This window comes from Sorangium sp. So ce367, from assembly GCF_051520455.1.
GTDB classification, from domain to species: domain Bacteria; phylum Myxococcota_A; class Polyangia; order Polyangiales; family Polyangiaceae; genus Sorangium; species Sorangium cellulosum_B.
Map to the genome: position 1 here is coordinate 1,465,345 of NZ_CP150334.1, position 13,760 is coordinate 1,479,104.

10 protein-coding genes and 1 pseudogene are annotated in these 13,760 nt (G+C 69.1%); 5 read left to right on the forward strand and 6 right to left on the reverse strand.

Annotated features, from left to right (window positions below):
• Positions 1 to 163 precede the first annotated feature (163 nt).
• Positions 164 to 1,996 carry a phosphoenolpyruvate carboxykinase (GTP) gene (locus WME97_RS05560; RefSeq protein ID WP_437549993.1) on the forward strand — a complete coding sequence of 611 codons (1,833 nt, stop codon included), beginning with the start codon at positions 164 to 166 and terminating at the stop codon, positions 1,994 to 1,996.
• A 9-nt stretch (positions 1,997 to 2,005) separates the two neighbouring features.
• Positions 2,006 to 3,625 carry an aspartate:alanine exchanger family transporter gene (locus WME97_RS05565; protein ID WP_437549995.1) on the forward strand — a complete coding sequence of 540 codons (1,620 nt, stop codon included), beginning with the start codon at positions 2,006 to 2,008 and terminating at the stop codon, positions 3,623 to 3,625.
• 172 nt (positions 3,626 to 3,797) lie between these two features.
• Here WME97_RS05565 and WME97_RS05570 read toward each other — a convergent pair.
• From WME97_RS05570 to WME97_RS05585, 4 genes and pseudogenes are all read right to left on the reverse strand, one after another.
• Positions 3,798 to 4,184: pseudogene (locus WME97_RS05570) on the reverse strand (MFS transporter); the annotation flags it as partial.
• 154 nt (positions 4,185 to 4,338) lie between these two features.
• A complete protein-coding gene (locus WME97_RS05575) occupies positions 4,339 to 5,712 on the reverse strand; it encodes an IS701 family transposase (RefSeq protein WP_437555318.1) in 1,374 nt (457 codons plus the stop codon).
• Positions 5,616 to 6,719, reverse strand: coding sequence for an MFS transporter (locus WME97_RS05580; RefSeq protein ID WP_437555320.1), 1,104 nt, complete (start codon positions 6,717 to 6,719; stop codon positions 5,616 to 5,618). The genes WME97_RS05575 and WME97_RS05580 overlap by 97 nt, the downstream gene beginning before the upstream one ends.
• Positions 6,720 to 7,042: 323 nt before the next feature.
• Positions 7,043 to 7,513: an N-acetyltransferase family protein gene (locus tag WME97_RS05585; RefSeq protein ID WP_437549997.1), complete on the reverse strand. Its 471-nt coding sequence runs from the start codon at positions 7,511 to 7,513 to the stop codon at positions 7,043 to 7,045.
• 66 nt (positions 7,514 to 7,579) lie between these two features.
• Between WME97_RS05585 and WME97_RS05590 the strand changes: the two genes are divergently transcribed.
• Both WME97_RS05590 and WME97_RS05595 read left to right on the forward strand, forming a co-directional pair.
• On the forward strand, positions 7,580 to 8,266 hold the full coding sequence (locus WME97_RS05590) for a YqiA/YcfP family alpha/beta fold hydrolase (protein WP_437549999.1): 687 nt from the start codon (positions 7,580 to 7,582) through the stop codon (positions 8,264 to 8,266).
• Between the two features lie 227 nt (positions 8,267 to 8,493).
• Complete coding sequence (locus WME97_RS05595) at positions 8,494 to 9,288, forward strand: alpha/beta fold hydrolase (RefSeq protein WP_437550001.1); 795 nt, start codon at positions 8,494 to 8,496, stop codon at positions 9,286 to 9,288.
• Between the two features lie 25 nt (positions 9,289 to 9,313).
• On the opposite strand, the gene WME97_RS05600 is transcribed toward WME97_RS05595, so the two are convergent.
• Positions 9,314 to 11,113: a serine/threonine protein kinase gene (locus tag WME97_RS05600; RefSeq protein WP_437550003.1), complete on the reverse strand. Its 1,800-nt coding sequence runs from the start codon at positions 11,111 to 11,113 to the stop codon at positions 9,314 to 9,316.
• Between the two features lie 240 nt (positions 11,114 to 11,353).
• Here WME97_RS05600 and WME97_RS05605 point away from each other — a divergent pair, with 240 nt between their 5' ends.
• Complete coding sequence (locus WME97_RS05605) at positions 11,354 to 12,112, forward strand: type IV pili methyl-accepting chemotaxis transducer N-terminal domain-containing protein (RefSeq protein WP_437550005.1); 759 nt, start codon at positions 11,354 to 11,356, stop codon at positions 12,110 to 12,112.
• Between the two features lie 75 nt (positions 12,113 to 12,187).
• On the opposite strand, the gene WME97_RS05610 is transcribed toward WME97_RS05605, so the two are convergent.
• Entirely contained in the window at positions 12,188 to 13,759 is a 1,572-nt protein-coding gene (locus WME97_RS05610; RefSeq protein ID WP_437550007.1) for a hypothetical protein, read from the reverse strand.
• Between the last annotated feature and the right edge of the window lies 1 nt (position 13,760).

Consider the following 13,760-nt stretch of genomic DNA (forward strand, 5'->3'; position numbering starts at 1 on the left):
CGGGGGGAGGCGACGCGGGGCACGGCGACGTCGATCGCCCCCGCGAGCTGACGGTACGCGTCATGCATCTGGCTGGGGCGTGACGCCTCGCATGTCGAGCCTGGCGGCGTTGAATTCTTGAGAACTGGTCTGTCGTGAGTCAGGTCGCAGAGGGAGTTCGATCATGTCCAGCATTCCGACCCGTCATCCGCAGCTCCTCGCCTGGGTCAGCGAGATGGTCGCCTTGTGCAAGCCGGAGTCTGTCCGTACCTGCGACGGCAGCGAGGCAGAGAACACGGAGCTGATCGCGGCCATGCTGAAGAGCGGGACGCTGCTCCGCCTGAACCCGGAGAAGCGGCCCAACAGCTACCTGAGTCGCTCGGACCCGCGGGACGTCGCGCGCGTCGAGTCCCGCACCTTCATCTGCTCGCTGAACCCGAATGACGCCGGGCCCACGAACAACTGGATGGCGCCGGCCGAGATGAAGGCCAAGCTGAACGGGCTGTTCGACGGCTGCATGCGAGGCCGGACCATGTACGTGGTGCCGTTCAGCATGGGGCCCCTCGGCTCGGAGATCGCCCACATCGGCGTGCAGATCACCGATTCGCCCTATGTCGTGGTCAGCATGCGTATCATGACGCGCATGGGGAAGGGGGCCCTCGACGTGCTCGGCGACAGCGGGCGCTTCGTCAAGTGCTTGCATTCGGTCGGCGTGCCCCTGCAGCCCGGGCAGCAGGACGTCGCGTGGCCGTGCAACCCCGAGAACACGTACGTCACGCACTTCCCCGAGGAGCGCACCATCATCTCCTTCGGGAGCGGCTACGGCGGCAACGCGCTGCTCGGGAAGAAGTGTTTTGCTCTGCGCATCGCCTCGGTCATGGGGCGCGACGGCGGGTGGCTCGCCGAGCACATGTTGATCATGGGAGTTCAAGAGCCGAGCGGCGCCAAGACGTACGTTTGCGCGGCGTTCCCGAGCGCGTGCGGCAAGACGAACTTCGCCATGATGGTCCCTCCCGAGACGCTCTCGGGTTACAAGATCTCGACGGTCGGCGACGACATCGCGTGGCTGAAGCCGGGCCCGGACGGCAAGGTGTACGCCATCAACCCCGAGGCGGGCTTCTTCGGCGTGGCCCCCGGGACGAACGAGGTGACGAACCCCAACGCGATGGCGGCGATCAGCCGTAACACGATCTTCACCAACGTGGCGTTGACGGACGACGGCGACGTGTGGTGGGAGGGCATGACCAGGACCCCGCCGGCCCACCTGATCGACTGGCGCGGGCAGGACTGGACGCCCGACGCGGGGCGCCCCGCTGCCCACCCGAACGCCCGCTTCACCGCGCCGCTCGTGCAGTGCCCGTCGGTGGACCCGCGCTGGGACGACCCCAAGGGGGTGCCGGTGAGCGCGTTCATCTTCGGCGGTCGCATGAGCAAGGAGATGCCGCTCGTGTTCCAGGCGTTCAACTGGGGCCACGGCGTGTACCTCGCGGCCACGATGGGCTCCGAGGCGACCGCCGCCTCCGTGGGCCAGGCGGCGATGCGCCGTGATCCGATGGCGATGCTGCCCTTCTGTGGTTACAACATGGCGGACTACTTCTCGCACTGGCTCAACTTCGGCCGCAAGCTGCCGAACCCGCCGCGCATCTTCCGCGTGAACTGGTTCCGCAAGGACGAGCAGGGCCGCTTCGTCTGGCCCGGGTTCGGCGAGAACACGCGCGTGCTGTCGTGGATCCTGGCGCGGGTGCACGGGCAAGGATACGGCGTGGAGAGCCCCTTGGGCTGGATGCCTCGCCACGACGATCTGCCGTGGGAGGGCTTGAGCTTCTCGGAGGATACGTTCTACGATCTGATGAGCATCTCGCGCGACGCGGCGGCGGCGGAGGTCCGTCTGCATGAGGAGCTGTTCGACATGTTCCTGGATCGACTGCCGAAGGAGTTCGTGTTCGAGCGAGAGCTGCTCAAGTCGCGGCTGTGGCGGAGCCCGGCGCGGTGGGAGCTCGCGCACGATCCGACGTGAAGCAACATCATGACCGGGCTGGTTGAGCTCCTCGCGAGAGAAGAGCTGCTCCTGCTCTTCACCGTCATCCTGCTCGGGCTGGCGCTTGGCCGGCTGGAATATCGCGGCTTGCGGCTCGGGATGGCCGGCGTCCTGTTCGCGGGCCTGGGGCTCAGCGCCTGGCTGCACCCTCTGGGAGAGCTGGAGCTCGCGCCGCAGATCAAGGAGCTCGGGCTGCTGCTGTTCGTGTACTGTGTCGGCCTCACCAGCGGTCCCGGCTTCTTCGCCGCGTGGCGCAGCCGCGGTCTGGGGATGAACCTGGCGTGCGCCGCGGCGCTCGTCTGGGGGGCGCTGCTCGCGTGTGTCGCGGGCTGGCTCTTCGGGTTGAACCGCGCGCAGATCGCCGGCCTGTTCTGCGGGGCCCTGACCAATACACCGGCGCTCGGCGCCGTCAGCGGCCGGCTCTCCGGCACTGCGCTCGAGGCGATCCCCGCGCTCGCCTACTCGCTGACCTACCCGGTGGGTGTGCTGGGGGCGCTCCTGCTCGGACGTGGCTTCGCGAAGTGGCGCCGCGACGAGCTCGCCGGCGAGGTCGCGCGGCAAGCCGCGTCGCGCGTCGCGATCGAGTCGAGGAGCGTCGAGGTCACGAACCCCCGCGCGCTGGGACATTCGATCGGGGAGCTGCGCGTGCGCGACGAGTTCGGGGTCGTGGTCTCCCGCCTTCGGCGTGGTGAGGTCGACTCGGTCCCGAACAAGTACACGGTGCTTCACGCGGGGGACGTGATCACGGTGGTCGGCACCCTGGCGTCGATTCAATCCGCCATCGAGTTCTTCGGGAGGGTCGCGAGCGAGCGTCTCGAGCTGCGCCGCGACAGGGTCGACATGCGCCGGGTCCTGGTCTCGAAGCGCGAGTTCGTCGGGCTCACGCTGGGGGAGCTCGACCTCGCGCGTCGCTTCAACGCCCAGGTGACGCGCCTGCGCCGGGCCGACCTCGACTTGATCCCCTCCGACGAGCTCCGCCTGGAGCTGGGGGACCGCCTTCGCGTCGTGGCGCCCGTCGAGCGCCTGGGCGAGCTGAGCCGTTTCCTCGGCGACTCGGAGCGCGAGATCGATGTCGATTACGTTGCGCTGGCGGTGGGCCTCTGCGTCGGCCTGCTGCTGGCGCGGGTGCCCATCCATCTCTTCGGTACGTCCATCACGCTGGGGACCGCCGGAGGGCCGCTCGTGGCCGCGTTGATCTTCGGTCGCCTCGGGCGGACAGGCAAGCTGATGTGGGCGCTGCCGTACGAGGCGAACCTGAGCCTGCGAGAGATCGGGCTGCTCCTGTTCCTGGCGGGGGTCGGCGTGAACGCGGGGGGCAAGCTCGCGGGGTTGATGAACCGGGAGGGCCTGGCCATCATCGCGATCGGCGCCTGCGTGACGGTGACGACGAGCGCGCTGGCGCTGGTCCTGATGCGGCGCTGGGGCGGGGCGGGCGTCGTGGCGGCGCTCGGAGGCACGAGCGGCATGCAGACCCAGCCGGCCACGCTGGCGGCGGCCTTCGAGCTGTCCCAGCGCTCCGAGGAGACGTATGTCGCGTACGCGCTTGTGTATCCGCTGGCGATGATCGGCAAGATCCTCATTGCGCAGCTGCTCGCCGTGCTGGCCTGAGCTCGTCCATCGACGACGCGTCGTCCGCGCGCGGCGCGCCGGGGCGCGACGTGAGAAGATTCACAGGGAGGCGGGGAGGCGGGGAGTTAAATCCCATTCATCTCCCCGTCTCCCCGCCTCCCTGTTCAATTCTCTCTCTAAAAATGCCAACAATCGAAGGGATCTGTCCGCCTCACGTCGTCGCGGCGGCCTCGGCCGTTCCGCCGCCGTCCGCGCTCTGCTCGGGATCTCGCTTCGCGTGCGGGAAGCGGTCCATGCGGCTGAGCACGGGGAAGCCGAGGGCCCACAGCGCGGCGACCACGAGGGTGGCGCTGCCGCCGAGGAGGATGGCGGGGAGCAGGCCGAACCAGCTGGCGGTGAGGCCGGACTCGAACTCGCCGAGCTCGTTGGAGGCGCCGATGAACACCGCGTTGACCGCGCTCACCCGCCCTCGGATGGAGTCCGGCGTCTCGAACTGCACGAGGATGTGGCGGATATAGACGCTCACCATGTCGCCCGCGCCGACGAGGAACAGGGCGATGAGCGCGACGGTGAAGCTCCGGGTCTGCCCTAGTACTACAGCCGCGGTTAGGGAGCCCGGGCGCGGGCGCTCGGCCGGTTGCGGCGGCGCCGGTAGCAGCAGGCGCGAGCCTGAGCGCGCTTTCGGCGTCGCCACCATGACCATGCCCATCGGAACTCGGGCGAATGGGCGGGCAACGGAAGCACCAGCTCCATTAGGCGACGGACTTCGGGAATGCTCCAGGGCGCCAGCGTCGGCGGAGCGTCGCTTTCTTCGGGCGTGGCGCGCTTTTTTTCCCCGACGTGTCAAGCGCCGCCTTCTGCATGCGCTCGGCGTTCTTTCCCGGCCCCGGGCGCGCCGCTTTGGGCACGAACTCGGGGCTCATCGCCGGGGCGTACGGGAACGCGCCCTCCGCGGGAAGCTTCGCGCGCACGAAAGCCAACCACGCCAGGGCCATCATCCCGAGCGTGATGTACCGATGCCAGCTCGGCCACGTGCGGACCTCGTAGTGGTCGAGGCCGACGTCATCCTTCGCCTCCTCGAAGCACTGCTCGATCGTGTAACGCGTGGAGGCCACGTGCGCGAGCGTTGCCAGCGGCGTGGCGGCTCCAGCGTTGGACAGGTAGTAGGCCACTTCAGACGGATTCGAGACCGAGCGGCGAGCCAGGAGCCAGATCTCGTCGGTCGGTAAGCGCCGACGACTGTCGACGACGCGCGCGCGGGCCCAGTCGTACTCGATGGGTCCCTTCTCGCCTTGATGGACGGCAAGGCGATGCCATTGCTTCGGCGACCACTGCGCGACCACCTTCGCCACAGTGGAGGCGTGCGGCGCGCCCGGTGCAAGACGAGTGCGCGTGCGGAGCGGACCACGAGGGTGTTCGCGTTCGGTAGGGGGCTCCGCAACCTCCGGTCGCTCGGGCCACACCGGCGTGCTCGAGACGACCGCGAGAACATACCGATGGCCCTGCGCGGCGATGCCATCGCGAAGCACGGGGTCGTCCCCGTAGACTTCATCGCCGGCGACCCACGCCATCGGTACACCTCGCTGCCAGGCGCCATGCAGCATCTGCATCGCCAGCTGCGGCTTGGTCCGGAACGCGACATCCTCCGGAACGTGAGCGTCCTGCCTCCGCTCCGGATCGCTGCACCACGATCCTGGCAAGTAAAGACGACGGTCAAGGATCACATGTCCACGTGGGCCGTTGTAGCTGAGGAACACACCGATCTGGCAGTTCTCGATCTTGCCTGCCGTCCCACTGTATTGCCGCGCAACGCCGACGGACTTGGTGCCTTTCTTAAGGAAGCCCGTTTCGTCCAGTACGCCGATGCCCTGCGGATCGCCGAACTGCTCGATCGTGAAGTCCATCAGCAGATCGCGCGCCGCGTCCGCGCTCCAGTCCGCACTGTACATCAGCCGCTGCACGCGATCGGGCGTCGGATCCCCGATGGCCTCGGCCAGCTGCCAACCGTTCCGGCGCGCCACCGGCCCCATCAGCGAGCGCACGTACTTGATCGCCTGTTCGCGCGGCTCGCTGCGCGCGAACAGCCCCGCGAATCGCGCGTGAAATGCCTCAAAATCTGCTGCCAGCGCGTCCCACGCGGCCGCTGCTGGCAGCCCGCTTGCCCCCGGATCCATGGGCGGATCCTGGGTCCAACTAGATCGATGTCGAGGTGCGGCTGTAGTACTAGGGCGATGGTGGCGATCCCGAACACCGCGACGCCGCCGAACATCCAGCGGCCCACCTGGCGCGTGATCGGCCGGAAGGCGAGGACGCCGGCGGTGATCGCGGCGCCCGCGGCCGGCGCCGTGCGGAGCAGGCCGAGGCCGGTCGGGCCGGCGTGGAGCACGTCGCGCGCATACGCGGGCAAAAGCGCGACCGCCCCGCCGAACAGCACAGCGAACAGGTCGAGCGAGATGGCGCCGAGCACCGCCGGCTTCGACCAGACGAAGCGCAGCCCCTCCAGCACCGCGCTCCACGACGTCGGCTCCGCGCGCCTCGCCTGCCGGGCCGCGTGCACGAGGCTCATGAGCACGAGAGAGACGAGAAGCAGCGCCCCGACGATCGAGTACACGATCGTCGACCCGGCCAGGTAGAGGAGCCCACCGAGCGTCGGCCCGACGATGACCGCGACATGGAAGCTCGATGAGCTGAGCGCGACCGCCTTGCTGAAGCTGTCCTGCGGCACCAGGTTCATCAGGATCGCCTGCTGCGCCGGCATCATGAAGGCGCGCGCGCTGCCGAACAGCACGAGCACCGCGAAGACGGGCCACACCACCGTCAGGCCCGACACCGTGAACGCGAGCAGCAGGAGGGAACAGAGCAGCTCCACGGCGAGGCCGACCGTGATGATGCGGCGCCGGTCGAACCGATCCGCCGCCTGGCCGGCGAAGAGGATCAGCGCGAAGAAGGGCGCGAACTGGGCGAGGCCGATGAGGCCCAGATCGAAGACATCGCCGGTCAGCGCGTAGACCTGCCAGCCGATCGCGACGCTCTGCATCTGCACCGCGACCGCGGAGAGCAGCCTGGCCGCGAGGTAGAACGCGAAGCTCCGGTGGCGCAGCACGCCGAGCCCGGTGAGGTTGTTGGAAGACATCTCGGCGCCTGCGGCGGCCCTGGTGGGGCGTTGTGGACTCTCGCTCATGCACGATGAGCACTAGGGCATGTCGCGACCGAGTCCAGGAGTCGCGCCGCCGGTATCAGCACACGCGGCGTGTGGGATGGGCGATTCGCAGTTCGCCATTGGCCATGAATCGCAACATCCGTACCACGACCCCCGCGCTCGCGGTGGTCATCTGGACGGCGCGCCTCGGGCGCGATCAGGCCGGGAGCGCGCCGAGGGGTCGCGGCCGCTGCTGCTCCAGCAGCAGCCGGTGGTGCTCGGCTGCGCCGCCACGAGCAATGCCCGTGGCGAGCGCGTCAGCCCTGCGCGAGCCGGGCGAGCGCCTCGCCGGTGAGGCGGTGGACGGTCCACTCGTCCATGGGCTTGGCGCCGAGCTTCCGGTAAAAGCCGAGCGCCGGCTCGTTCCAGTCGAGCACGGACCACTCGAAGCGCCCGCAGCCGCGCTCCACCGCGAGCTTCGCGAGGTGCACGAGCAGGGCCTTGCCGTGGCCTCCTCCGCGGTGCTCCGGGAGCACGAAGAGGTCTTCGAGGTAGATCCCGGGCTTGCCGAGGAAGGTGGAGAAGCTCTGGAAGAAGAGGGCGAATCCCACCGGGATCCCCTCCGCTTCGGCCAGGACGACCTCGGCTGCCGGCCTCGGGCCGAAGAGGTGCGCTTCGAGCTCTTTCTCGTCGAAGGTGACCTCGTGCGCGAGCCGCTCGTACTCGGCGAGCATCCGGATGAGGCGGGCGATGGTGGGGATGTCGGCGGCGGTGGCGGGGCGGATCATGGCGTCTCTCCGGCGCCTCATACCGCATCGTCGCGCCGCGGTGGAGGGAGTAGGCTCCCTGCCTGCATGACCATGACGACGCCGCCCTCCGCCGCCGGCCCGCGCTGGCTGTACCTGCACGGCTTCGCCTCGGGCCCGAGCTCGACCAAGGGCGTGCGGATCGCCGCGCACTTCGAGCAGCGCGGGGTGGCTCTCGAGCGGCTCAACCTGCGGGTGCCCTCGTTCGAGCGCTTGCGCCTCAGCGCGATGATCGGCGCCGTGAAGCAGGCGATCGGCGGAGAGCGCGACCGGGCGGTGGTGATGGGATCGAGCCTCGGCGGCCTCACCGCGTGCCGCGTCGCCGAGGAGGACGCGCGGGTGTGCGCGCTGGTGCTGCTCGCGCCCGCGTTCCGGATCATGGAGCGATGGCGGCTGCGCCTGGGCGAGGAGGGCTTCCGGGCGTGGGAGGAGCGCGGGTGGCTCGAGGTCGACGATTACGCGGAGAAGAAGCGGGCCCGGGTGGACTTCGGCTTCGCCGCCGACGCGGCCGAGGTGGATGAGCGCTCGGGGGGCTGGCCGGACGTGCGCGTACCCACGCTGATCGTCCACGGCCGGAGCGACGACGTTGTGGACATCGAGCTCTCGCGGACGTTCGCCGCAGGCAAGCGGCATGTCCGGCTCATCGAGGTGGACGACGGCCACGAGCTCGTCGCCTCGATCCCGCGCATCCTCCGCGAGGCGGACGAGTTCCTGCGTCACTTCCTCGCCGGCTGACGAACACGCGTCGTCGACAGGACAGCGAGCGCTGAGCGTCTGTTCAGCGTATCCAGCGCGATCCGCGAGCTACGTGAGCCCTGCGTGAACCGCCGGCTGGCCGTCCCCTCACCAGCCGATTGGCATTCTATGCGAAAAGAGCACAGCTATCAAGAGCGAAGCGCGCCGCTTACAGATCGTGGGCGACCGGCCGCGGATCGGCCGCGGTCGAGCGATCGGAGGAGCGAATGGCGACAGCGACGGCCACCGGGCGCACCGCGCCCGTCAACGACATCGAGATGTACTACGAGCTCCGCGGCGAAGGGCCGCCGCTCGTGCTGCTCCACGGCTTCACCGGAGGGAGCAGGGACTGGGCTCACGTGTTCGACCTCGCGGAGCTCGGGTGTGGACACACGGTCATCGCCCCCGATCTGCGCGGCCACGGCCGCTCGACCAACCCGGCTGGCTCGCTGACGATCCGTCAGTGCGCCTCCGACGTGTTCGCCCTCCTCGACCATCTTGGGGTGAAAACGTTCCGGGCCATCGGCCTCAGCTTCGGCGCCAAGTGCCTCCTGCACCTGGCCACGCAGCAGCCGGACCGCGTCGCGTCGATGGTCCTCGTGGCCCCCGCACCGTACTTCCCCGAGCAGGCCAGGGCGATCATGCGCCTCGCCTCCGACGAGGGCCGCTCCGAGGAGGAATGGCGGGACATGAGGAGCCGCCACGAGCTCGGCGACGCGCAGATCCGAGCGCTGTGGAATCAGCCGCGCCGCTTCGCGGCCAGCCACGACGACATGAGCTTCACGCCCCCCCACCTGTCGACCATCACGGCGCGCACCATGATCGTCAACGGCGACCGCGATCCGTTCTACCCGGCCGAGCTCGCCCTGGAGATGTACCGCGCCATCCCGCGCTCCTGCCTGTGGATCCTGCCCAACGGCGGACACGGCCCCATCTTCGGCGAGTGGAAAGAGCCGTTCGCCCGCGCGGCGCTGGCGTTCCTGCGCGATGATCCGGGCGAACTGCACATGATCCGGGCATAACGAGGGAGACACCCGGCGCGCGCCGTCACTGCGCGCCCTCGACGCGCTCCTCCACCGGCGCTTGCGCGCCGAGCTTCGGAAGCCGGACGCTCAGCGTCTTCATCTCTCCCGGCTCCACGTTGACCATCAGCGTCTTGGAGGCATGCCCAGGGGCGGACAGCACGAGGCGGTGTCCCTCGCCCACCGTGAGCCCCTCGATCCTCGTGCGATTGCCCTTCCAGAGCTTCCCGTCGACGACGACGTTGGCCGGCGGATCGACCCAGAGCACCACCGTCGCCGTGAGCCTGTCCAGCTCGGCCACGATCTCCTTGAAGCGCGCCTCGTCGCTCAGCTTCACGGCCGTGCGGTACGGCTTGTATCCGTCTCTCGTGAGCTTGATGTGGAGCTCACGCCCGAGCGGAAGCCCGTGGAGCTTGGCCGGCGTGGCGACGGCGTGACGCTCGCCGTTCACCCATAACGTGCAGCCCTCGGGCTTGCTCGTGATCTCCAGCGAGCCCTTCGCCTCGACCGGCGCGGGCGGCTCCTGGCGGCTCGCCTGGGCGTCGTGGACCATCGTCATGAACTCGGCGTGCCGCTCCGAGAGCTGCCCCTGCATGTAGAGGAACCCAGGCACGAGCGCGAGCGCGCTGGCGGCCGGGATGAACGCCGCAACACCTCCCTTGCCCGCGAGCGGCGGCGGGCTGCTCAGGGTCGCCGGGCTCGTGCTCGTCGGGACGCCGCTCTGGGAGACGGTCGCGCCGCCGCTCATCTCCAGCGACCAGCGCTGCTGCTGCGCCGCGATCACGTCGATGAGCTGCCTGACGCCGAGGAGCGCCTCCTTGTGGCGAGCGAGCTTGTCCCGGAAGAGCGACTCCATCCATGCCGTGAGGCCCATCGGCGAGGCGGGGATGCGCTCGTCACGGATGAGCTCCTCGATCGCCGCGTGCATCTCGCGGGCAGACTGGTAACGATCCTCGCGCCGCTTCTCGAGCGCGCGCAGGACGATCTTCTCCAGCCCCTTCGGGTAGCCGGGCTTGATCGCGCTCGGGAGAGGGTACTCCGAGCCGTGGATCTGGAGGAGCGTCCGCATCTGGGTGCCGCCCTTGAACAGGCGTCTGCCCGTCGTCATCTCGAACAGGACCACGCCGGCGGCGAAGATGTCCGCGCGATGGTCGATGCGATCCCCCGCCACGTGCTCCGGGGCCATGTAGGCGAACTTGCCCATCAGCACGTTCTCTCTCTGCTCTTCGACGTCGCCGAGCTCGCTCCGGGCGATGCCGAAGTCGACGATCTTCACGTCGCCCGTGTAACTCACGACCACATTGCGCGGCGAGATGTCCCTGTGGACGATGCCGAGCGGCGTACCGTCGAGGCCGCGCTTGTCGTGGACGTACGCGAGCCCCGCGCAGACGCCGAGCATGATGCTGAGCGCGTGCTCGAGCGGGATCCCTCCCGGGCCGCGCTCCGCCGCCTCGCGCACGATCGAGCCGACGTCCTCGCCGTGGATGTGCTCCATCGCGATGAAATACGTCCTGTCCACCTGCCCGGCGTCGAACGTCTGGACGATGTTGGGATGCGAGAGCGTCGCCGCGATGCGCGCTTCGTGGAGCAGCATGTCGATGAGCGACGGATCCTGGTTCATCGAGGGCAGGATGCGCTTGATCACCACGAGCTTCTCGAAGCCGAAGGACGAGCGATGCAGCGCGAGGAAGATCTCCGCCATCCCCCCTGCCGAGAGCTTCGACAGGAGCGTGTATTTGCCGAACTGTTTCGGCAAGAGCTCAGGTGCGTTTCCGGCCGCGCTCGGCGGCGCGCCGCCCGCGGCCAACGCGGTACGCTCTTGCATGAGACATTCTCCTGGTTCCAGTGGACGCTGCTGCAAGGCCAGCGCAAAGGGGCCTCGCGAGGAGCGCTCTCAGGCGAGTCTTACCATGGAGCGGTCATGAGATGTCAGCTTATTTGAGCGCGTCCGTCTGAAACCGCGGAGCGCTGGGCAGCGCGCAAAGCACTCTGCGGAAACATGAGCGATACACGTTCGTTCCGATGCTCGGGTAGTGTCTCCCTCCTCGCCCATGGAGAGAGAACAATGGCGCAGGTTTCCTCTGAGCTCCTGGCACCCACCCGCCGGTTGACGCGCCTGTACGTCAGCGCGCTCGGCGCGGTGGCGCTCTTGTCGGTCGTGGCGCAGCTCCTCGTGCAGCACGCGTTGAACCAGCAGACGAGCGACGCGCACGTCGTCAACGTGGCCGGGCGCCAGCGAATGCTCAGCCAGCGGGTCAGCAAGGCCGCGCTCACGTTCCAGGTGACCACCGACCCCGCCGAGCGCAAGGGCCGCGCCGACGAGCTGGCGCAGGCCATGGCGCTCTGGGAGCGGTCTCATCGCGCGCTCCAGCACGGCGATCCGGCGATGGGATTGCCGGGGAAGAACACGCCGGAGGTGACCCGCATGTTCCAGGCGATCGAGCCGCTGCACCAGAGCATGCTCCGGGACGGGAAGGATCTGCTCGCCGCGGTGGGCGCCGGCGGCGAAAAGCCGGTGGAGGCGGCCGCCATCCAGCCGATCGTCGGCGCGATCCTCGCGGCGGAGCCGGGCTTCCTGAGCGGGATGGACCGGGTCGTCTCTCAGTACGCTCACGAGGCGACCGCGCGGATCGAGCGGCTCCGCCTCGTCGAGCTGATCCTGCTGTGTGTGACCCTGGGGGTCCTCTTCCTCGAAGGGCTCTATATCTTCCGCCCGGCGGTGCGCGAGATCCGGAGGACGATCAGCCACCTCGTCCAGGCCAGGGGGCACCTCGACAACACGGTTCAGGCGCTCCGGGCGATCGCTGGTATCGGACAGCCGTGACGCACATCGGCTCTCCGTGACCGCCTGTCCGACCCCCGCCGCCGCCGAGCGGCGATCAGCGGGTGAAGGTGGCGGTCACAGCCAGCCGCAGCCGCCGTCGAAGTCGAGGGGGGGCGTGGGCTCCGTGGACGACTGCGATGCACGACAGGCGTCCTCGATGTTCTGTCGCAACATCAGCATCAGGTTGTTGTCGTCCTGGATGTCCGTGTCCGGGTACTTCCCGAGCCACGCCCCGATCGGCGGCTTCATCATCTCGATGACCCCGAGCGAGCGCCGGCAGTCGCCCGCCTGGTAGAAGTCGAGCGCGCCGCGCAGCGCCAGGTACATGTTCAGCATCATGTACGGCTTGCCCGAGCCGCCGTCGGAGATGTTCCACCACCTCGAGTCGGGGTTCTGCCCGGGAGGCAGCGCGTTGAGCAGCGTGGTGTCGACGTCCTGCGCGGCTCCGTCCTTCGCCGAGGTCCAGCCTGCCGTCACCTCGAAGGCCGCCTTGTCCGGCCCGATGTCGTCGGCGAGGGACGCGTCGGCCAGGAGCTCCACGAACAGACCACCACCGCCGCCGCGGCGGCTGCCGCCCACGTCGGTCGCGCCGTCGCGCTGGCCGATGAACAGCGCCGGCATCTCCAGGGCCGCCCCCGCGGCGCTGGCGGTCGCCCGCTTCGTCCCGTAGATGCGCCCCACCTTGTAGCCGGCGGACGGGGTCACCTCCAGGCTGAAGTCCGTTGCCAGCGGGAAGAGCGTGGTCTTCCCCTCCTCCGAGAGCAAACCGCCGAGGTCGCCCGGGCTCAGCGCGTAGGCGTACGTGCCGGCGCCCATCGAGCCCAGCGCCGACGGGATCTTCACAAGGAAGCTCTCGCCCACGCCGATCACGCCGAACGCCGTGCCCTTCTCCACAAGCGCCTCGCCCAGACCGAGGATGCGGTCGGGATCGGTGATACCGCTGGTCGCGTGCCCGCTCGTCAGCAGGAGCACGCGGTGCGCGCCCTCGAAGCCCGCCGCGTCGCCCTCCTCGAACGCGTTCTCGGCGGCGGCGATCCCCTGGTAAAGGCCGACGAGCTCGCCGGCGCCGGCGCCGAGGCGCTCGTCGGCGATGAGGCGCGCGAGCTCCGCCGACTCCGGCGCTGCGAGGAAGGCGCGGCGCTCGATCCTCTCGCCATAGCGGATGACGCTGACGCGGTCCTCGGGACGGAGGCTCTCGAGCAGCCCTCGCATCCCCGCGTCCAGCGCGTCCTCATCGATCCCGGCGAAGCCGCTGTTCTCGACGGCGATCGCCAGGTGAACCGGCGGCCTGTCCAGCGTCGAAGGGGCGACCCCGGTGTTCATCGCGACGAAGGCCATTGTCCAGTTACCCCCGTTGAAGCGCGGCGCCACCGCGAGGAACGGGTGAATGCAGACGTCCTTGCCGCAATCGGCGTCGGGCAGGTCGATCGCGTGCTCGGCGAAGAACCCGACCGGATCCAGCGTGTCGAGCGTGGGCACCTTCCCCGCCTTCACGATCGCGCGGAACTGGGAAATGTCCTGCGCCCCGCCCTGGGCCACGTTGACCGAGCCTGCGGGGACGCCGCTGCCCTCGCCGACGTTGTCGGTGCCGCAACCGACGGCGGCGGCGCAGAGACCGAGTGAGACCAGCTTCATCTTCGACGACATG